At 67.7% G+C, this 19270-nt stretch carries 17 protein-coding genes and 1 pseudogene; 7 read left to right on the top strand and 11 right to left on the bottom strand.

What is annotated here, in order from left to right:
* A pseudogene (locus ON22_RS20960) lies at nt 1–625 on the top strand (hypothetical protein); the annotation flags it as partial.
* An 81-nt stretch (nt 626–706) separates the two neighbouring features.
* On the opposite strand, the gene ON22_RS20965 reads toward ON22_RS20960, so the two are convergent.
* The 4 genes from ON22_RS20965 to dapE all read right to left on the bottom strand — a co-directional run bounded on the left by ON22_RS20965 (nt 707) and on the right by dapE (nt 4643).
* A complete protein-coding gene (locus ON22_RS20965) occupies nt 707–1645 on the bottom strand; it encodes a glucosyl-3-phosphoglycerate synthase (protein ID WP_033243320.1) in 939 nt (312 codons plus the stop codon).
* Nucleotides 1642–2523 (bottom strand): dihydropteroate synthase, encoded by an 882-nt coding sequence (gene folP / locus ON22_RS20970; protein WP_033243321.1) that lies wholly within the window; start codon nt 2521–2523, stop codon nt 1642–1644. Before folP ends, ON22_RS20965 begins: the two co-directional genes overlap by 4 nt.
* 447 nt (nt 2524–2970) lie before the next feature.
* Nucleotides 2971–3549 (bottom strand): LOG family protein, encoded by a 579-nt coding sequence (locus ON22_RS20975; RefSeq protein WP_033243322.1) that lies wholly within the window; start codon nt 3547–3549, stop codon nt 2971–2973.
* Nucleotides 3546–4643, bottom strand: a complete 1098-nt coding sequence (dapE, locus tag ON22_RS20980) for a succinyl-diaminopimelate desuccinylase (protein ID WP_033243323.1) — start codon at nt 4641–4643, stop codon at nt 3546–3548. The genes ON22_RS20975 and dapE overlap by 4 nt, the downstream gene beginning before the upstream one ends.
* A gap of 61 nt (nt 4644–4704) precedes the next feature.
* Here dapE and dapD point away from each other — a divergent pair, with 61 nt between their 5' ends.
* The 3 genes from dapD to ON22_RS20995 are packed head-to-tail and all read left to right on the top strand — an operon-like array spanning nt 4705 to nt 6271.
* On the top strand, nt 4705–5652 hold the full coding sequence (dapD, locus tag ON22_RS20985) for a 2,3,4,5-tetrahydropyridine-2,6-dicarboxylate N-succinyltransferase (RefSeq protein WP_033243324.1): 948 nt from the start codon (nt 4705–4707) through the stop codon (nt 5650–5652).
* A gap of 53 nt (nt 5653–5705) precedes the next feature.
* A complete protein-coding gene (locus ON22_RS20990; RefSeq protein WP_062973244.1) occupies nt 5706–5960 on the top strand; it encodes a ribbon-helix-helix domain-containing protein in 255 nt (84 codons plus the stop codon).
* Nucleotides 5957–6271: a type II toxin-antitoxin system PemK/MazF family toxin gene (locus tag ON22_RS20995; RefSeq protein ID WP_033243325.1), complete on the top strand. Its 315-nt coding sequence runs from the start codon at nt 5957–5959 to the stop codon at nt 6269–6271. The genes ON22_RS20990 and ON22_RS20995 overlap by 4 nt, the downstream gene beginning before the upstream one ends.
* 21 nt (nt 6272–6292) lie before the next feature.
* Here the strand turns inward: ON22_RS20995 and ON22_RS21000 are convergent, their stop codons facing one another.
* Both ON22_RS21000 and ON22_RS21005 read right to left on the bottom strand, forming a co-directional pair.
* Nucleotides 6293–7711, bottom strand: a complete 1419-nt coding sequence (locus tag ON22_RS21000; RefSeq protein ID WP_033243326.1) for an acyl-CoA synthetase — start codon at nt 7709–7711, stop codon at nt 6293–6295.
* 112 nt (nt 7712–7823) lie between these two features.
* Nucleotides 7824–8462, bottom strand: a complete 639-nt coding sequence (locus ON22_RS21005; protein ID WP_033243327.1) for a TetR/AcrR family transcriptional regulator — start codon at nt 8460–8462, stop codon at nt 7824–7826.
* A gap of 127 nt (nt 8463–8589) precedes the next feature.
* Here ON22_RS21005 and ON22_RS21010 point away from each other — a divergent pair, with 127 nt between their 5' ends.
* The gene (locus ON22_RS21010) at nt 8590–9456 is read left to right on the top strand and encodes an oxygenase MpaB family protein (protein ID WP_033243328.1); all 867 of its coding nucleotides are present in this window, start codon (nt 8590–8592) and stop codon (nt 9454–9456) included.
* 211 nt (nt 9457–9667) lie between these two features.
* On the opposite strand, the gene ON22_RS21015 is transcribed toward ON22_RS21010, so the two are convergent.
* The 5 genes from ON22_RS21015 to ON22_RS21035 all read right to left on the bottom strand — a co-directional run bounded on the left by ON22_RS21015 (nt 9668) and on the right by ON22_RS21035 (nt 16896).
* Nucleotides 9668–10627, bottom strand: coding sequence for a proline dehydrogenase family protein (locus ON22_RS21015; protein WP_373280884.1), 960 nt, complete (start codon nt 10625–10627; stop codon nt 9668–9670).
* A 49-nt stretch (nt 10628–10676) separates the two neighbouring features.
* Nucleotides 10677–12314: an L-glutamate gamma-semialdehyde dehydrogenase gene (pruA, locus tag ON22_RS21020; RefSeq protein WP_033243330.1), complete on the bottom strand. Its 1638-nt coding sequence runs from the start codon at nt 12312–12314 to the stop codon at nt 10677–10679.
* A gap of 159 nt (nt 12315–12473) precedes the next feature.
* On the bottom strand, nt 12474–13586 hold the full coding sequence (gene dapC, locus ON22_RS21025; RefSeq protein ID WP_033243331.1) for a succinyldiaminopimelate transaminase: 1113 nt from the start codon (nt 13584–13586) through the stop codon (nt 12474–12476).
* Between the two features lie 13 nt (nt 13587–13599).
* A complete protein-coding gene (gene fdxA, locus ON22_RS21030; RefSeq protein WP_033243332.1) occupies nt 13600–13923 on the bottom strand; it encodes a ferredoxin in 324 nt (107 codons plus the stop codon).
* A gap of 393 nt (nt 13924–14316) precedes the next feature.
* Nucleotides 14317–16896 carry a bifunctional FO biosynthesis protein CofGH gene (locus ON22_RS21035; protein WP_033243333.1) on the bottom strand — a complete coding sequence of 860 codons (2580 nt, stop codon included), beginning with the start codon at nt 16894–16896 and terminating at the stop codon, nt 14317–14319.
* Between the two features lie 163 nt (nt 16897–17059).
* Here ON22_RS21035 and ON22_RS21040 point away from each other — a divergent pair, with 163 nt between their 5' ends.
* Nucleotides 17060–17572, top strand: a complete 513-nt coding sequence (locus ON22_RS21040) for a PH domain-containing protein (RefSeq protein WP_033243334.1) — start codon at nt 17060–17062, stop codon at nt 17570–17572.
* A complete protein-coding gene (locus ON22_RS21045; RefSeq protein ID WP_033243335.1) occupies nt 17569–19242 on the top strand; it encodes a PH domain-containing protein in 1674 nt (557 codons plus the stop codon). Before ON22_RS21040 ends, ON22_RS21045 begins: the two co-directional genes overlap by 4 nt.
* Nucleotides 19243–19270 lie beyond the last annotated feature (28 nt).

The raw sequence follows: 19270 nt of genomic DNA on the forward strand, positions 1-19270 counted from the left end.
GGTGGACGCGTTGATCATCGTGGCGGTGGTTCTGGTCGTTGCCGGGCTGCTGGTCTCGGTGATCCTGTGGTTGCGTAGTCCGGGCTCGGCGGACACCGAATACGTCACGGTCGCCGAACTCCAGGCCCGCCTGGAACACGAACACGACGAGCCGGACGAATCCGCGGAATCCTCCGACCGCACGGACGGCGACACCGAACCGACCACTACCTCATCGGAGTCCGGTACCGCGGCCGAGACCACACCCCCGTCCGCCGCCACTGCCACGTCGGCCGCCGAGGACACGTCCGGCGTATCCCCGACGACCGAATCCGGGACAGCACCCGAATCCGCGTCGACCACCGGCGGCGAGCCTCCCGCGGCAAGCGCCACCGATCGGGCGGCCGCCCAGCCCGAGCCCGAGACAACCCCCGCCACGGGCTCCGGCTCCGGAACGCCCCGGGAAACCGGAACCGACGGTGACACCACCATCGGCGACACCACAGAGGCCACCGACGAAACCACGGCCGCAGGCGGGCCGTCAGGTAAGGCAGATCAGGAAGAGCCCGATCAGGACGTAGCGGAGCCGGCGCCCGACGCCCCGGATCCGGCGACGAAGAAGTCCACGGACGATCGATCTTCGTAGGTCGTTGTAGCTCGCGGCCGCGACCGTCTGCAAGGCACCTGCGCCGCCGTCACCGTCGCCGCCGGCAGACCGGCCCCCGGCTCAGGCGGCGGCCACGTCCGGGCGGATCGTATTCATGGGTGGCCGGTCGACCAGGTCCACGGCGGTGCTGTGGGGGGTGAACTCGTTGCCGACCAGTGGGAACTGGGTGAGTGCCGCGCCCGAATCCGGTACCCCGCTGCGAGCCAGTACGGTGCCCAGGATCTGCCGGCTCATCACCCCGAGATCGGCCAGCGGGCGGTTGCGGTGGGTCCGCACACCCAGGTTGACCTGTCCGATGGCGGGCAGGCCCAAACGGTCGTAGGTGTCGAGCAGCAGCCCGATCTCGACTCCGTACCCGGGCGCGAACGGTACCGCGGTGAGCAGTTCCCGGGTGCCCGCGTATTCGCCGCCGAGCGGTTGCAGGACCGGTGTCAGCCCCGGCCGCAGCGCGGCGAGCAGGGGCCGGGCCACGAGTTCGGTGACCCGCCCGCCGCCGTGCGCGTCCACCTCACCGCCGTGGCGGAGTGGGCGCCGGTAGTAGGCCTTGACCAGATGCAGGTCCGGGGTGGTCAGCAGGGGGCCGAGCAGTTTCGGCACGAAGGCCGGATCCGGGTCGATCAGGTCGGAATCGACGAAGGCCACCAGATCGCCGCTGGTCACCGCCAGCGAACGCCACAGCACCTCGCCCTTGCCCGGTACGGGTTCGAGTTCGGGTACGGCCTGCTCCCGGCTGACCACTTCGGCGCCGGCGGCACGGGCACGTTCGGCGGTCGCATCCGTCGATCCGGAATCGAGGACCACCAGCTCGTCCACGAGGCTGCCCAGCAGCGGCCGGATACTGGCCACCACATCGGCGACCGTGTCCTGCTCGTTCAACGCCGGCAGCACCACCGAAACGGTGCGTCCGGCCTTGGCGGCGATCAGATCGCCCACCGCCCACTCGGGTGTGTCCCAGGTATTCGTCGTGGCCCAGCCGGGCTCGTGGTGTGAGAGTTTCATACGAGACCTCGCAGAGTTCGTACCGGGGGCCGGATACCCTGGATCGCGGCAATCATGTCGACCACATGCCGGGTCGCGGCGACCTCGTGCACCCGGAAAACGCGGGCACCGGCCGCGGCGGCCCACGCAGTTGCTGCCAATGTGCCCTCCAGCCGTTCGGAAAGTCCGACACCTAATGTCTCTCCGATGAAATCCTTGTTGCTCAGCGCCATCAAGACGGGCCACCCGGTTTTTACAAGAACGTCCGCTGCGCGCAACAGAGCGAGCCCGTGGTAAGTGTTCTTGCCGAAATCGTGGGTCGGGTCGATGAGCACAGAGTCCCTGCGTACGCCCGCGGCCACCGCCGCCTCCGCGGCACGCACGACGGTATCGGTCACTTCCGCCACCACATCGGGGTAACGAACCCGATGCGGGCGGGTGCGCGGGACCGCGCCGCCGGTATGACTGCAGACGATCCCGGCTCCGGTCGCCGCGGCCACCGGCACCAGTTCCGGATCGGCCCCCGCCCAGGTGTCGTTGATCAGGTCGGCGCCTTCGGCGACCGCGGCCCGCGCGACCTCCGAACGCCAGGTATCGACACTGATCAGCAGGTCGGGATATTTCGCGCGGATCGCCGCGACGAACGGCACTACGCGCCGCGATTCCTCCGCGGCGTCCACCGTCTCCCCCGGGCCCGCCTTCACACCACCGATATCGACGAGATCGGCGCCTTCGCCCACGGCCCGGTCCACCGCTGCCAGCGCAGCACTGTCACCGAAGGTGGCGCCCCGGTCGTAGAACGAATCCGGCGTCCGGTTCACAATGGCCATGACCAGCGCACGGTCCGTCGCCACCGCCCGGCCGCACAATGTCGGCGCCGGACGGACAGGATCGAACATGATCCGAGCTTATTTGCGCGCCCACGGTGCGCGGGTTCCGGCCCCCCTCGGCGTTGTCGTTGCGTCCCCGGCACTCACAGCTGCGCCGCACAGCCCAGGGAACGGATCGACAGCGCGGGCCGAAACCTTCGAGGGCCTCGCCGAATCCGGGCGCCGTCGCCGGGGTCGCCCGGCTCCGCGCGGAGTGAGACCGTCGGCTTCTCCTGCTGATCTCCGCGACCCGAATCGCCCCGGATGCTTCCGACCGGTGCAAAGCGCGCGCACGATTTTGGAACAGGTAACAGTCACGCCCGTCCCTGAAGCGCTGCCGAGAGCATTTCGCTGTCACAGTCGGTGGGGCGGCCGGCACCGCTACCGGAGGCACTCTCCGCGAGCGGCACCGCAGGATGCTTCGGCCCGGATGCGGGCCGAGATATCGGTCGGCCCTCGGCCCGCCCGGAGTCGTCGTCAGATCGCCCGCAGCACCCCATCCTGGGGTGGCTCGGGGTTCAGCGCGGCGAAGGCCTCGGTCAGATCCGGCGTGACGGTGATGCGATCGAGCGCTGCCTGCGGTACGAAACCACGGTCGCGAAGTTCGGCAAGCCAGGAGAACAGGCCGGTGTAATGGCCGCCGGGGTCGAGAATCGCCATGGGTTTGGTGTGCTGGCCGAGGTGACCGCCGGTCCAGGCCTCGAAGAACTCCTCGAGCGTGCCGATCCCCCCGGGCAGGGTGAGGAAGGCATCGGCGCGGTCCTCCATCACCTGTTTGCGCTGGCGCATGGTGTCGGTGACCACGAGCTCGTCGGAGTCGACATCGGCGACCTCGCGATGCACCAGATGTTTCGGTATGACGCCGATGGTGTTGGCGCCACCGGCGCGGGCCGCGGTGGCCACCGCCCCCATCATCGACACATGCCCGCCGCCGGAGACCAGCTGCCAGCCGCGCCGGGCTATTTCGGTGCCCACCCGGGCCGCGAGGGTCAGCTGGTCGGAATCGGTGGTACTCGCGGAGCAGTACACACAGAGCGCGAACGGTCGTGGATTCACTGGTTCCCCTCCAGGTAGGCGCGCAGCATCTCGGTGACGGCGGTGATCTGGGCCAGCGGGACATGCTCGTCGCGTTTATGCGCGAGGTTGGGATCGCCGGGGCCGAAGTTCACCGCCGGTATACCGCGGGCGGCGAACCGGGAGACATCGGTCCAGCCGTATTTGGCGCGGATCCCCGCCGAACCGTGCGCCCGGACCACGTCGGCGAGTCCCTTCGCCGCGGGGGCGGTGAGCCCGGGCAGCGCGCCGGGCGCCGCATCGGTCACCGTGAACTCCAGTTCCAGGCCGGCGAAGACTTCCCGGACGTGTTCGGTGGCCTGTTCGACCGTACGATCCGGCGCGAACCGGAAGTTCACCTCTACCGCGGCCGCATCCGGCACCACATTGCCGGCGACCCCGCCCTCGATACGCACCGCCGACAGACCTTCCCGGTAGAGGCAGCCGTCGATATCGACCGCACGCGCCCGGTACTCCGACAGCCGGGTCAGGGCGGGGGCCAGCCGGTGGACCGCATTGTCACCGAGCCAGGCTCGCGCCGAATGCGCCCGCACCCCGGCCGTGCTCAACCGAACCCGCAGCGTGCCCTGGCAGCCCGCCTCGATCCAGCCGCCCGAGGGTTCACCCAGAATCGCGAGATCGGCATCCAGCCATTCCGGTAGTTCGCGTTCGACGATGTTCAGGCCGTTGAATTCGGCGGCGATCTCCTCGCAGTCGTAGAAGATCAAGGTCAGGTCGTGTGCGGGTTCGGCGATGGTGGCGGCCAGATGCAGGAATACCGCGTCCCCCGATTTCATATCGACCGAACCGCAGCCGTAGAACACCTCGGACCCGTTCTCGACGGTGAACCGGCCCGGTACGTTGTCCGCGATCGGCACCGTGTCGAGATGGCCCGCCAGCACCACCCGGGTAGGCAGGCCCCGGTCGGTCCGCGCGAGCACCACATTGCCGCGGCGCACCACCTCGAAACCGCTGGTCTGGGTGCGCAGCGCCGTTTCGACGGCGTCGGTGATCGCGGCTTCCTCCCGCGATACGCTCGGAATATCGACGAGGGCCGCGGTCAGCGCGACGGGATCGGCGTACAAGTCGAGGGTCACGGGATACGAGCGTAGAGGTGCCCCACCACTGCGGAGACGCTGGTGGGTAGGCTGCGGTGTCGTGAGCACTCAGGGAGCAACCGCTATCGGCATCGCCAACGTGACCACGGACGGAACCGTTCTGGATACCTGGTTCCCCGCCCCGCAGCTGGGTGAGTTCACCGAGACCGGTACCGAGCGGCTCGCCGAGGCGCCCGCCGAACTGGCCGATCTGGTGGGCCCCGACCCGGCGCGCGGTGTCGAGGTGATCGCCGTCCGCACCACCATCGCCGATCTGTCCGCCGCCCCGGCCGACGCGCACGATGTGTACCTGCGCCTGCACCTGCTGTCCCATCGCCTGGTCCGTCCGCATTCGGTGAGCCTGGAAGGGCAGTTCGCCCTGCTGGCCAATGTCGTGTGGACCAACCACGGACCGGCCGCGGTGGAAGGGTTCGAAACCACGCGGGCGAAACTGCGCGCCCGCGGTCCGGTCACCGTGTACAGCGTCGACAAGTTCCCGCGCATGGTCGACTACGTGGTCCCCGCCGGTGTCCGCATCGGCGACGCGGACCGGGTCCGGCTGGGTGCGCATCTGTCGGCCGGAACCACCGTCATGCACGAGGGTTTCGTGAACTTCAACGCCGGCACCCTGGGCACTTCCATGGTGGAAGGGCGTATCTCGGCGGGCGTCGTCGTGGGTGACGGCTCCGATATCGGCGGCGGCGCGTCCACCATGGGCACCCTGTCCGGCGGCGGAACCAGCGTCATCTCGATCGGCGAACGCTCGCTGCTCGGCGCGAACTCGGGCCTGGGTATCCCGCTCGGCGACGATTGCGTGCTGGAGGCGGGGCTCTACCTCACCGCCGGCACCAAGGTCACCACGCCCGACGGCAAGGTGATCAAGGCCGCGGAGCTCAGCGGCACGAACAACCTGCTGTTCCGCCGTAATTCGCAGACCGGTGCGGTGGAGGTCGTTCCCCGCTCGGGTACCGGGATCGAGCTCAATGAGGCTCTCCACGCCCACAACTAGTAGCGCTCAGTAGCGTATTCGCCATCCGGTTCAGTTCTCGGTATCATCTCTGTATGACACATGCGATGACAGTCCGCTTGGACGACGAGACGTTCGAGCGGCTCGAGGAGTTGGAGAAGTCCGCTCCGTCGCGTTCGGCGGCGGTTGTCGAAGCAATCCGTACCGCATGGGAACGGTTACAGGAAGAGAAGCTGCTCCAGGCGTATCAGGCCGCAGTGGCAGAGTCACCGAGCTATCCGTACGAGAATGAACAGGAGCGTGCGACCCTGCGGACGCGCCGTAATGCGCGGCAGCAGGCGAACGCGTGACGGCGGCACCGGTTCGCGGTCAGGTATATCGAGCTGATCTGGGGTATGGCGCCAAGCCGTGGCTGATCGTCTCGAACAACCAGCGCAACCGCGTAACGGCTGATGTGCTCGCGGTGCGATTGACTACGACCGCCCGGGAATTGCCGACCTGGGTCCCCCTCGGGTCCAATGATCCGCTCGGCGGTTATGTCAACACCGACAATATCGAGACGCTCGGAAAAGATGAGCTCGGCGACTACCTCGGCACGTTGTCGCCGAGCTCGATCGTGTCGGTGAATCGCGCACTCGCTGTAGCACTGGGGATTCCGTAGCCGCTGGGTGTCCGGGGCCACCTAACCGAGCTGCTTCTTCTGCACCTTACCCATGGCGTTTCGTGGCAGGGATGCGACGAAGCGGATTTCCCGTGGCCGCTTGTGGGCCGAGAGTTCGCCGGCCACATGGTCGATCAGTTCCTGTTCACTCGGCGCGGTATCGCGCGCAACGACGAAGGCGACGATCCGCTGGCCGAGATCGGCGTCCGGCAGGCCGACCACCGCTACCTCGACGACACCGGGATGACCCAGCAGCGTGGTTTCGACCTCGCCCGCGCCGATCCGGTACCCGCCGGATTTGATGAGGTCCACCGATTCGCGGCCCACTATCCGGTGGAACCCGTCCGCATCGATCGCCGCGACATCACCGGTGCGGAACCAGCCGTCCTCGGTCCAGCATTCGGCGGTGGCCTCCGGGCGGCCGAAGTATCCGTCGAACAGCATCGGACCGCGTACCTGCAGTCCGCCGATGCTCGAACCGTCGTGCGGTACCGGCTGTCCCGCTTCGTCCCGCAATCTGGTCTGCACCCCCTGCACCGGCACCCCGACCCAGCCCGGCCGGCGTTCACCGTCGGCCCGCGCGGAGAGCGTGATCATCGTTTCGCTCATCCCGTAGCGTTCGATCGGCTCCTGGCCGGTGAGTTCGGCGAGCCGCTCGAATACCGGTGCCGGCAACGGTGCGCTACCGGAGATCAGCAGCCGGGCGGCGCTCAACTGTTTCGCGGTATCGGGGTCCTCGGTGATCCGGGTCCAGACGGTGGGGACGCCGAAATACATGGTGCCCGCGGCCGCGGCGTAGTTCGCGGGCGTCGGTTTTCCGGTGTGGACGAGCGGACTGCCGACGCGTAGCGGGCCGAGCAGACCCAGGATCAGGCCGTGTACGTGGAACAGCGGTAGACCGTGTACCAGCACATCGGCCGCGGTCCACGACCAGGCCTCGGCGAGCGCGTCCAGGCCGGCGGCGATCGCGCCGCGGCCCAGCACCACCCCCTTCGGCAAACCGGTGGTTCCGGACGTGTACAGCACGAAAGCCGCTGCGGCGGGGTCGGGCTCGGGGTAGGTATGCCAGGACCGGGCATGCTGCCGGACCGGGACCACCGGTAGCGCGGTCCCTTCCGGGGCCTCACCCAGCCATGCCTGCGCCCCGGAATCGGTGAGCATATGGTCGAGTTCAGCGGTACCGGAATCGGGCGGTATCGGAACAACGGTGACCCCGGCGATCAGACAGCCGAGGACGGCGAGCACGGTGGACGCCGTGGGGCGGGCCAGTATCGCGACCCGTTCCGCCCGAGCGATCCGTTCCGCGACAGATGTGGCCGCACCGAGCAGATCACTGCGCGAGAGGGTGATTCCGTCGATGGTGACGGCGTCGGGGATATCGGCTCCCGCGGCGACAGCCAGTGGGTCCAGCGATCGGAGCAGACGCGGCGCGAGGGACATGGCCCCAACCTAGCGCCCGGCGCTTCCGCGGCTCAGTGGGCCTACCCCCGTCGCGAGGTGTGCCGGTAACCGCCTGGGCTCGGATACGCATGCGAAACAGCCCGGTTCGAATTCAGGAATCCGCGCCCGGCACCCGGAACGAGACGGCGACATGATCTCGCGCGTATTTCCGGACGGCGATATCGTCGTCCAACGGAATCACCGTCTGCGGAGTCAGCGCCAGCGACAATGCGGTACGCGCGACCATTTCGGCCACCGGCAGCGGATCGTAGGCCGGTAATTTCCCTTCGGCCTGCAGGCGGGTGACGAACTCGGCGAGGTAGTCGCGGCCGAGTTCGATCACCGGGGCGCCTTTGGTGGTGAGGTAGGGCAATACGATCTCGGGCTCGGTATCGAGCAGGCGGTCCAGCAGCCGGTTACTGCGCAGGCCGTCGAGGAAGGCCACGAACAGTTCGACGATCTGGTCTTCGGCGCCAGCATCGCGGTCGATCTGCTGTTGCACCGCGGCATCGACACCCTCGATGAACTCACGGGTCTGCTGCAATCCCACGGCCTGGATGAGGTCGGATTTACTGGAGAACCGGCGGTACAGCGTGGCCAGCGAGAGCCCGCCGCGGCGGGCGACCTCCACCATGCTGGTGCGTTTGATTCCGAAATCGAGAAACGCCTGCAGTGCGGCGGACAAAACCGATTGATCTTGATCGCGGCGCGACGATCGCACCAGTGGCAACAATTGAGCCAGCGCACCCATCTCGGCACCTCTCGCGCTCGGTGATGCAATGACACAGTAAGTGTCGCACAACTACGATGGCGGTTGACGCAACATCGAGTGAATGAGATGGTTATCATATAATCTTCTCATAGGAAAGAGGTCACCGATGACCGCTCCCCAGCCCATGTCACAGAGCGAACCCGAACCCCGCCCGCTCTACGCCCCCGATTTCGATGTCGAAGACCATATCGTCGGAATCACCGCGTTCCTCGGCGGCACCGCGAACGTGATCATGCAGCTGGGTTTGCGGCCGGTCGCCTACGGCGTCATGGAAAGCGACGTCAAAAGCGGCAACGTGATGGTGCACCCGTTCAAACGGCTCCGGACCACCCTCACCTACCTGTCGGTCGCCATGCTGGGCACCGAGGAGGAACGCAACGCCTACCGGCTCGCGGTCAACACCTCCCACCGGCATATCCGCACCAAACCCACCAGCCCGGTCAAGTACAACGCCTTCGACCCCAAACTCCAGCTCTGGGTCGCGGCCTGCCTGTACTTCGGCTTCGTCGACCTCCTGGAAAAAGTCCAGGGCCCCATGGACGACGCCACCGCCGACACCTTCTACGCGCACAGCATCCGGCTCGGCACCACTCTGCAGGTGCGCCCGGAAATGTGGCCGCCGAACCGGGCCGCGTTCTGGGAATTCTGGGAAGACAACCTGGACAACCTCGAAATCGACGACACCACCCGCGCCTACTTCAACGACCTCATCGATCTGAAGATGCTGCCGCTACCGGTGCGGTGGGTATCGGCGAAGTTCCACCGGTTCGTCGTCTCCGGCTGCCTGCCCCCGCAGATCCGGCAGGCGATGTACATGGACTGGACCGCGGGCAACCAGCGCTGGTTCGACCGGACGATGAAGATCATCGGCTTCGCCCTGAAAATCCAGCCCCGCTTCCTCCGCCAGTTCCCCATGAACTACTACCTGTGGGATATGCGCCGTCGCATGCGCAAGGGCAAACCGCTGGTCTGAGCTGTATTTTTGGCGCCGACTCCGTCGGCGCGGGGTTTCGGCCCACCTTGGTCCCTGCTGTCAGCACTCGACACTCGCGGCTGCGCCGCATCGCATCGAGCACTGACAGCAGGGACGGGCCAAAACCTCTCAGGGCCTCGTAAGACTCGGCGCCGCCGCTGGTTACGTCAGGTCCAGGATCGGGTCGATCTGTACGCCGGTCGGATGGGTGTCAGCTCCGCACCGGGGTCGCCACGGCTCTGAGGAAGAAACCGAGGTTGGCGGGGCGTTCGGCGAGGCGGCGCATCAGGTAGCCGTACCACTGGTTGCCGTACGGGATGTAGACGCGAACGAAATTGCCCCGGCCGGCGAGCCGCTCTTGCTCGTCGGTGCGGATGCCGTACAGCATCTGGTACTCCAGCTCGCCGGGGCCGCGGCCGGTCCGGGCGGCGAGATCGGTCGCGGCGGCGATCAGCGCGGGATCATGCGTTGCCACCAGCGGGCGGGCCGCACCCTGAACGAGCGCCCGCAGACAGCGCAGATATGCACTGTCCACATCGGCACGGTGCTGGTGGGCCACGGTCTCCGACTCCCGGTAGGCACCCTTGCACAGGCGCACCCGCGCGCCCGCGTCCGCGAGGTCACGGCAGTCGTCCACACTGCGGTACAGATAGGCCTGGATCACCGTGCCCAACCAGGGGAATTCCGGACGAACCTGCCGGATCGCGGCGAGGGTGGACGCGGTGGTCGTATGGTCCTCGGCGTCCACCGTGACCCACACGCCCGTCTCCGCGGCCTTGGTGCAGAGCACGCGCAGGTTCTCGGTGGCGATCGCCGGACCGTCGGGCCCCAGCCATTGGCCGAGCGCCGACAGTTTCACCGAGACCTCCAGCGGTGCCGCCCCGGCCGGGACCGCGGCGGTATCCAGTGCGGCGAGATCGTTGATCAGCCCCAGATACTCGGCGACCGCGGCCTCGGCCTGCGCACGATCGGTGGTGTACTCACCGAGGAAATCCACGCTCACCGCCCGGCCGCTCGCCAGCAGTTCCCGGGCCGCGGCGACCAGTTCGGACCGCGTCTCTCCCGGCACGAAACGCCGGACGAGACCCGCCGTCATCGGGCTGGTGGTCAGCGTCCTCTTCACCCGGTCCGACCCGGCTGCCGCGAGGATCGCCGGTCGCAGCGGGTTCACCGGATCTCCCGCCTGCACCGGACCGCACCGGCGGCGGAAGCTCGCCTGCTCATTCCCGCTCCATATGTGGATAGCGGTGGTCGGTATGCGGGACGAAGGTTTCCTTGATGGCTCGCGGCGCCACCCAGCGCAGCAGGTTCAGCGGGGACCCGGCTTTGTCGTCGGTACCCGAGGCACGAGCACCACCGAACGGCTGCTGGCCCACCACGGCGCCGGTGGGCTTGTCATTGACATAGAAATTGCCGGCCGCAAACCGCAACCGGTCGGAAGCCTTCTCGACCACCTGCCGGTCCTGCGCGAAAACGGCGCCAGTCAGCGCGTATGGGGCCGCGGATTCCACTTCCGCCAGAACCCTCTCCCAGGCGCCGGGCGCAGCGTCGTCGTACACATACACCGACAGAATCGGGCCGAAATATTCGGTGGCGAACGATTCGTCGCGGGGATCCTCCGCGAGCAGCACCGTCGGCCGGACGAACCAGCCCTCGCTGTCGTCACAGGTGCCGCCCACCGGGATCGGCACATTCGCCGAACGGGCCCGTTCGATCGCCCGGACACTTTTGTCGTAAGCACGCCGGTCGATCAGAGCACCGCCGAAATTCGACAGTTCCGCCACATCCCCGTAGCTCAGCGAATCGGCGACCCCCAGAAAATCGTCACCCATCTCCTGCCACAGCGAACGCGGCAGATAGGCGCGCGACGCGGCCGAACATTTCTGGCCCTGATACTCGTACGCGCCCCGGACCAGCGCCGTCCGCAGGGCCGCCGGGTCCGCGGAGGGGTGCGCGACGATGAAATCCTTACCGCCGGTCTCCCCGACCAGACGCGGATAGCCGCGATACCGGCCGAGATTGGCCCCCACCTGACTCCACAGATACTGGAACGTGGGCGCCGACCCGGTGAAATGGATACCGCCCAGCCGTGGATCGGTGAGCGCCACTTCCGAAAGCTCTTTCCCGTCCCCGGTGACCATATTGATCACGCCCGGCGGCAGCCCCGCGGCCTCCAGCAACTTCATCGTGTAATAGGCGGCGAGGGTCTGAGTGGGCGACGGCTTCCATACGACGGTATTGCCCATCAGCGCCGGCGCGGTGGGCAGATTCCCGGCGATGGCCGAGAAATTGAACGGGGTGATCGCGTAGACGAAACCCTCCAGCGGCCGGTAATCGAGGCGGTTCCATACCCCCGGACTCGACTGCGGCTGCTGGGCCAGGATGCCGCGCGCGAACGACACGTTGAAACGCCAGAAATCGACCAATTCGCACGGCGCGTCGATTTCGGCCTGCGCCGCCGATTTCGACTGGCCCAGCATGGTCGCCGCGGCCACGGTTTCCCGCCACGGACCGGACAGCAGATCCGCGGCCCGCAGCAGCACCGCGGCGCGTTCGTCGAACGGCAGGGAACGCCAGGCAGGTGCGGCAGCGGTCGCGGCCTCGATCGCGGCGGCGGCTTCGTCGTGAGTGGTATTCGTATAGGTCCCGAGCACCTGCCGATGCCGATGCGGTGCGACGATCTCGCGGCGCTCACCGATCCCGGGACGGTGCTTACCGTCGATGACCAGTGGAATGTCGAGGGTGGTGCCCGAGATATCGGCCAGCTTGCCGAGCAGTCGCTCCCGCTCGGGGCTACCCGGTGCGTAGGTGTGCACCGGTTCGTTCACGGGGGTCGGGACAACTGTGACAGCGTCCATACCCCAAGGCTAGCTGTATTTTTTGGCGCCGCCTCCGTCGACGCGGGTTTTGGCCCCCCTTGGTCCCAAAACCTCTCAGGGCCTCGTAAGACTCGGCACCGCCGCCGGTCACCTGAGGGCCGATACGAACTCGGGACGACCCGGCCGCAGGGGCCGGGCTCACAAACGGTCGGCGGCGGCGGCGATTCGTTCGTCGGTGGCGGTGAGGGCTATGCGGACGTGCCGCGAGCCGGTGGGACCGTAGAAATCGCCGGGGGCGGCGAGGATGCCACGACCGGCGAGCCAGTCCAGGGTGTCGCGACAGGGTTCGTCGCGCGTGGACCACAAGTACAGGCCGGCTTCGGAATGGTCGATCCGGAAACCCGCGCCCAGCAACGCGGAGCGCAGGGTTTCGCGGCGCGCCCGATAGCGCTCCCGTTGAACGGCTTCGTGCTCGTCGTCGGCAAGCGCCGCCGACATGGCGGCCTGGATCGGGAACGGCACCATCATGCCGGAGTGTTTCCGCACCTCCAGCAGTTCGGCCACCAGCTCCGGATCGCCGGTGACGAGACCGGCCCGGTAACTGGCCAGATTCGATGTCTTCGACAGCGAATGCACCGCCAGCAGGCCCGTGTGGTCGCCATCGCACACCCGGGGGTCGAGGATCGATACCGCCGGTTCGTCCCAGGCCAGGCCCAGGTAGCACTCGTCGGAGGCCACGATCACGCCGCGTTCCCGAGCGAAGGACACCACCTTGCGCAGGTGCTCCACACCCAGCACTTTGCCGGTCGGGTTGGCCGGGGAATTGAGGTAGATCAGCGCGGGCTTCTCCGGCCCCAGCCGGGTGAGCCCGTCGGCACGCAGAATCCGGGTGCCGGCGAGCAGGCCACCGACCTCGTAGGTCGGATACGCGACCTCGGGAATCACCACCAGATCCGCGGCACCCAGCCCCAGCAGCCGCGGCAGACCCGCGATCAGCTCCTTGGTACCGATCACCGGCAGCACGGCCGCCTCGGCCACACCCGTGATCCCGAACCGCCGGGCCAGTGCGGCCACGGCATGCGCCCGCAACTCCGCGGTGCCGTGGGTGGTCGGATACCCCGGCACCTCGGCGACCGAACTCAAAGCCGCCCGGATCAGCGGATCCACCGGATCCACCGGGGTGCCGACCGACAGATCGACCAGCCCGCCGGGATGCGCCGCCGCCTTCGCCTTCACCTCGGCGAGGGTGTCCCACGGGAAATCGGGCAGTGCCGCGCTCACCCGACGGCGATGCGTTACCTCAGTGCTCATCTACCGGACGCTCTTATTCCTCGGCCATCGGCGGCAGTTCCTTGATGAACGGGGGATCGTAATCGACCTTGCCCAGTTTGGTCGCGCCACCGGGCGAACCCAGTTCGTCGAAGAAATCGACGTTCGCGTTCACGTAACCGCTCCACTGATCGGGGGTGTCATCCTCGTAGAAGATCGCCTCCACCGGGCAGACCGGTTCACACGCGCCGCAGTCGACGCATTCGTCGGGATGGATGTAGAGCATGCGGCCACCCTCGTAGATGCAATCCACGGGGCATTCTTCGATGCACGCCTTGTCCAACACGTCAACGCACGGTTCGGCGATGATGTAGGTCACTCCCGCTCTCCTAGTCTTCCTTCTTCTCCGGGTAACTGCGCCCGCACACAAGTATCCCTGGCGCCACAAACGCTACCCCCGGTGAGCCTGTCCTAATATTTTGCGCCACCTACGCCGGCGCGGCCGGGACCGGTTGCCCCTTCTCGAGGTCGTCCATCCGCGAAGGGGCGGGCTGTAATTTTGGAGACGCTCTGTAATTTTGGAGACGCTCCGCGTCTCGAGGGTGGGGCCCTTATGGGCCCGGTTCTTCACTCCTCCGCTCCTCCGCTTCGCTCCCCCGCTCCGTCGCTCCAGAACCGGGCGGGCCCCACCCCGGGGGAGGTGAACGGTCCAGGGAAGTCGAAGGGGCCGGAGGGGCCAGCGCAGTGACCGCGTCCGCGCTGGTTACCCTGCTCAGACCAGTTCCAGTCCGGGGACCGGGCCGCGGCTCGGGGGGATTCCGTAGGTGGTGGTGCGTTCGCGGACGGGGCGACCGATTCCTTCGGCTATTTCTGTGAGTTCGGCCACCGTTTTCGCTGAGCCGTGCTGGGAGCCGGCCATCCGGGAGATCGTTTCCTCCATCAGGGTGCCGCCGAGGTCGTTGGCGCCGCTGCTCAGCATCACCTGGGTTCCGGTGGTACCGAGTTTCACCCAGCTGGTCTGGATATTGTCGATCCGGCCGTGCAGCATGATCCGGGCCAGGGCGTGCGCGGCGCGGTTGTCGCGATTGGTGGGGCCCGGACGGGAGGCGCCGGCGAGGTAGAGCGGGGCACTCTGGTGCACGAACGGCAGCAGCACGAATTCGGTGAAACCGCCGGTCTCGTCCTGGATGCCGCGCAGTACGCGCAGATGCCCCACCCAATGGCTCGGATTGTCGACGTGCCCGTACATCATGGTCGAACTCGACCGGATCCCGACCTGATGCGCGGTGGTGACAACGTCGATCCAGGCCGACGCCGGCAGTTTGCCCTTGGTGAGCACCCAGCGGACCTCGTCGTCGAGGATTTCGGCGGCAGTACCGGGAATGGTGCCGAGCCCGGCTTCCCGCAGGGCGGTCAGCCAGTCGCGGACGCTTTCGCCGCCGCGAGAGGCACCGTTGACGATTTCCATCGGACTGAACGCGTGCACATGTATCGACGGCACGCGGGCCTTCACTGCCCGCACCAGATCCGCGTAACCGGTGACCGGCAGGTCGGGGTCGATACCGCCCTGCATACAGACCTCGGTGGCGCCGTCGACGTACGCCTCCCAGGCGCGGTCGGCAACCTCGTCGGTGCTGAGGGTGAACGCGTCGGCGTCGCCTTTACGCTGCGCGAACGCACAGAACCGGCAGCCGGTGTAGCAGATATTGGTGAAGTTGATGTTCCGGTTCACCACATAGGTCACATCGTCGCCGCAGACATCGCGGCGCAACTGATCCGCGAGACCCGCGACGGCTTCGAGGTCGGGCCCGTCCGCGGTCGCCAACGCCAGGTACTGGGCATCGGTGAGGCCGGCCGGGTCCTTCTCGGCGGCACGTAGCGCAGCCAATACATCGGCGTCCAGCCGCTGCGGCGCGGCAGCAAGATCGCGGACCTGTTCGCGGATGGTGTCCCAGTCGCCGAACGCATTGTCGATATCGCTGCGGGTATCGGTATTACGCCCGGCGGTGTCGATGGCGGTGTTGAGATCCGTGCGACCCACGGATTCCCAGGATTCGTCGGGTTCCTGCCAGGGCAGGCCGGTCGGCAGCGCACCGGGTTTCGCCAGCCCCGTCTCCGGATCCGTGAGCGCGGCGACGTGGACGCCGATCCGCGGATCGATCCACGGGTTGCCGGCGCGAACGTACTTCGGATGCGTGGAAGTACGTTCCACCAGTTCGAACCCGGCACTCGCGGTGAGTTCGGCGAGCGTATCGAGGTTGGGCCACGGCCGTTCCGGGTTGACATGATCGGGGGTGACCGGCGAGACGCCGCCCCAATCATCGATTCCGGCCTCGAGTAGCGCCCGGCACTCCGCACCGGACACCAGGTTCGGCGGCGCCTGCACCGCGACATCCGGGCCCACCAGCAGCCGAGTCACCGCGATGGTGGCCAGAAATTCGGACATATCGGCGTCGGGGGCGTGCCGCATGGCGGTATCGTCCTTGGCGCGGAAGTTCTGCACGATGACTTCCTGGATATGACCGAAGGCCTTGTGCTGCTTGCGGATCGCCAGGATCGTATCCGCCCGCTCGGCCATGGTCTCCCCGATACCGACCAGGATCCCGGTGGTGTAGGGAACCGAGAGCCGGCCGGCGTCGGTGATCGCGCGCAACCGTACCGCGGGATCCTTGTCGGGGCTGCCGTAATGGCAGTTGCCCTTCTCGGTGAACAGCCGGGTCGAGGTGGTCTCCAGCATCATCCCCATCGACTGGGCGACCGGTTTCAGCCGGGAGATCTCCTCCCAGGACATCACCCCGGGGTTCAGATGCGGCAGCAGGCCGGTTTCCTCGAGCACCAGGATGGAGACCGCGCGCAGATAGTCCAGCGTGGAATCGTAACCGCGTTCGTCGAGCCACTGCGCGGCTTCGGGCCAGCGCGCCTCGGGGCGGTCGCCCAGGGTGAACAGCGCTTCCTTACAGCCCAGTTCGGCGCCGCGCCGGGCGATCTCGAGCACCTCGTCGGGTTCGAGGAACATCCCGCGACCCGCTGCCCGCAATTTGCCGGGCACGGTGACGAACGTGCAGTAGTGACAGGTGTCCCGGCACAGGTGTGTGAGCGGGATGAAGACATTGCGCGAGTAGGTGATGGTGGCCGGCCGGCCGGCCGATTCGAGACCCGCATCGCGCACCCGGGCGGCGCTGCGGCACAGATCCGCCAGATCATCGTCGCGGGCGTGCAGCAGCACGGTGGCTTCGTCGGCGTTCAACGTGACCCCGTCGCGCGCCCGGCGCAACGCCCGTCGCATCGCGGACGGCGTGGGCACAGGGGTCGGGACGGTCGGTTCGGGTAGTTCGGTCACGCCCTCGATCATGCGGTACACATCCGGAACTGTCTCCTCCCAGGTCGTCGAGCGTTCACAACCCCGCTGTAACGCGGGCTATTCCGTGCAGGTCGGGGCTGTGCGCGGGAACCGCCGGACCACCGTTCGATCTTGTCCGGGCCGAAACTCCGAACAAGCGTGCGACCATGAGTACATGTCGCCGGACAGCCCGCCTCGGTCCACCGATCCGCTGCTCGATCCCGCTCGGCGGCCCAGCCCCCGCGCGAAGACGTTGTGGACGGTGGAAATCGCCCTGACCTGGTTGGTCCTCATCGCCGCGCTGGTGGCATGGATGGTTGTCGATCCCGACCGCCGCCCCTGGCAGGTGGCCGCGGCGGTGGTCGTCGTTCCCGTTGCCGTGCTGGCGACGATCGTAGTGCCCCGCTGGCGTTATCGGGTGCACCGCTGGGAGGTGACCGACGAGGCGGTGTACACCCGGGTGGGCTGGTTGTCCCTGGAGAGCCGGGTCGCGCCCATTTCCCGGGTGCAGACCGTGGATACCGAACGTGGCCCATTGGAGCGGCTGCTCGGCCTGTCGACGATCACCGTCACCACGGCATCCTCGGCGGGCGCCGTACGTATCGGGTTGCTCGACAAATCGCTCGCCGACGAAACCGTGGCGCAGTTGACCGAGATCGCGGCCCGGCACCGTGGGGACGCGACATGAGCGGCCCAGCCGACGAGCAGCCGGCAGCCCGTCCCGATACCGGCGCGCCGGCGGCGGTGACCACCGGCGAAGGCCCCTGGCAGCGCCTGGACCGCCGCATGCTGCTGGTGCATCCGGTGCAGGCGGTCATGAAATTCCTGCCGGCGGTGATCGGTGGCGCGATACTCGGGGTCAGCTCCGGGAATCCACTGTGGGCCCTGCTGGGCCCGGTCATCGTCATCCCGTACGGTCTCGCACTCTGGTTCACCACCACCTACCGGATGAGTCCCACCCACGTCGAACTCCGCACCGGTGTGATCCAGCGGAAACGACTATCGGTGCCGCGGGCCCGGATCCGGTCGGTGGATATCGAGGCCGACCCGCTGCACCGGGTCCTGGGGTTGGCCGCGGTGGTGATCGGTACCGGGCAGGAAGCCGGGGCTGACGACCGGTTCACTCTCGACGCACTGGCCGCCGATCAGGTGCGCCCGCTGCGGACCGAACTGCTCGCACACACCCGTCGGCCCCATATCTCCGCCGACGGCCCGCGAATATCCGAACTCGATCCGGACGACACCAGCGCTCCCGCCGGCGCCGATGGTGGCCACGCGGGCGCGGCGGTGGGCGGTGACACCGATTCCGCTACGGACCACGGGATCGATACCGCAGCGGGCCGCGAAATCGGGCATTGGCGGGCCGAGTGGGTGCGCTACGCACCGCTGTCGCTGACCGGGTTCGCCCTCGCCGCCTCCGCCCTCGGTATCGCCACCCAGTTCGGCTTGGGCTCCACCGCGATCCGGGTCGACCGCGAGACCGTGGATACGGTGCGCGGGGTCGGCGTCGCGGCGCTCATCATCCTCGGCGTACTGCTCCTGGCCGCCATCGTGGTGGTGGTCAGCGTGGCAGCCTGTGCGCACTATCTGATCACGTACTTCGGGTTGCGCGTCACCGATTACGGCAGCACCCTGCAGGTCCGGCGCGGCCTGTTCACGCTGCGGCAGATCACTCTCGATACGGCCCGGTTGCGCGGGGCCACGATCATCGAACCGCTGCTGTTGCGCTCGGCCGGCGCCGCCCAGCTCGAAGCGATCATGACCGGCGAGAACCCGAGGCAGAAAATTCTGCCGCAATCCCCACGAGCGGCCGTCGAACGCACCCTCGCCGATCTGCTCCGCCCCCGGCGTGATCAGCCCGCCCCGGATCTCGAGGCGCTACCGCATCTTCGGGCACCCGCCCGGATCCCGCTCACCCCGCACGGACCGGCGGCTCGGCGCCGCCGCCATATCCGGGCAGGCTGGCCGGTACCACTGGTGCTGGCGGCGTTGGCAATTCCCACGGCCGCCGGATGGCAGATCGCGGTGTGGTGGTGGCTGATCCCGATCGCACTCGTCCCGATCTGCGCGCTGCTCGCCGAGGATCGTTACCGCGGCCTCGGCCACGCGGTCCTGCCCGCGGAAGCCGGCGCACCGACCTGGCTGGTGGTCCGCTCCGGCTCCCTCGACCGGGAACGTTCCTGCCTGGAAGCACCCGGCATCATCGGCTGGACGGTCCGGCAGACCTTCTGGCAGCGCCGCGCCGGTCTGGCCACGCTCTCGGCGGCCACCGCCGCCGGCAAGAAGGTCTATTCGATCCCGGACATCCCTCTCGAGCAGGTTCGCCCCCTGATCGAAAAGGTCACCCCTGATCTCTAGGTTTCGGCGCCGAAGACGCCACGAACAA

The organism is Nocardia carnea NBRC 14403, from assembly GCF_000308515.1.
Lineage (GTDB): Bacteria > Actinomycetota > Actinomycetes > Mycobacteriales > Mycobacteriaceae > Nocardia > Nocardia carnea.

Coding starts and splice junctions, on each gene's coding strand:
- ON22_RS21040 (WP_033243334.1), top strand. CDS start 17,060: ATGTCGCCGGACAGCCCGCCTCGGTCCACCGATCCGCTGCTCGATCCC.
- ON22_RS21045 (WP_033243335.1), top strand. CDS start 17,569: ATGAGCGGCCCAGCCGACGAGCAGCCGGCAGCCCGTCCCGATACCGGC.
- ON22_RS21010 (WP_033243328.1), top strand. CDS start 8,590: ATGACCGCTCCCCAGCCCATGTCACAGAGCGAACCCGAACCCCGCCCG.
- ON22_RS21005 (WP_033243327.1), bottom strand. CDS start 8,462: ATGGGTGCGCTGGCTCAATTGTTGCCACTGGTGCGATCGTCGCGCCGC.
- ON22_RS20965 (WP_033243320.1), bottom strand. CDS start 1,645: ATGAAACTCTCACACCACGAGCCCGGCTGGGCCACGACGAATACCTGG.
- ON22_RS21000 (WP_033243326.1), bottom strand. CDS start 7,711: ATGTCCCTCGCGCCGCGTCTGCTCCGATCGCTGGACCCACTGGCTGTC.
- ON22_RS21035 (WP_033243333.1), bottom strand. CDS start 16,896: ATGATCGAGGGCGTGACCGAACTACCCGAACCGACCGTCCCGACCCCT.
- ON22_RS20990 (WP_062973244.1), top strand. CDS start 5,706: ATGACACATGCGATGACAGTCCGCTTGGACGACGAGACGTTCGAGCGG.
- pruA (WP_033243330.1), bottom strand. CDS start 12,314: ATGGACGCTGTCACAGTTGTCCCGACCCCCGTGAACGAACCGGTGCAC.
- folP (WP_033243321.1), bottom strand. CDS start 2,523: ATGTTCGATCCTGTCCGTCCGGCGCCGACATTGTGCGGCCGGGCGGTG.
- dapC (WP_033243331.1), bottom strand. CDS start 13,586: ATGAGCACTGAGGTAACGCATCGCCGTCGGGTGAGCGCGGCACTGCCC.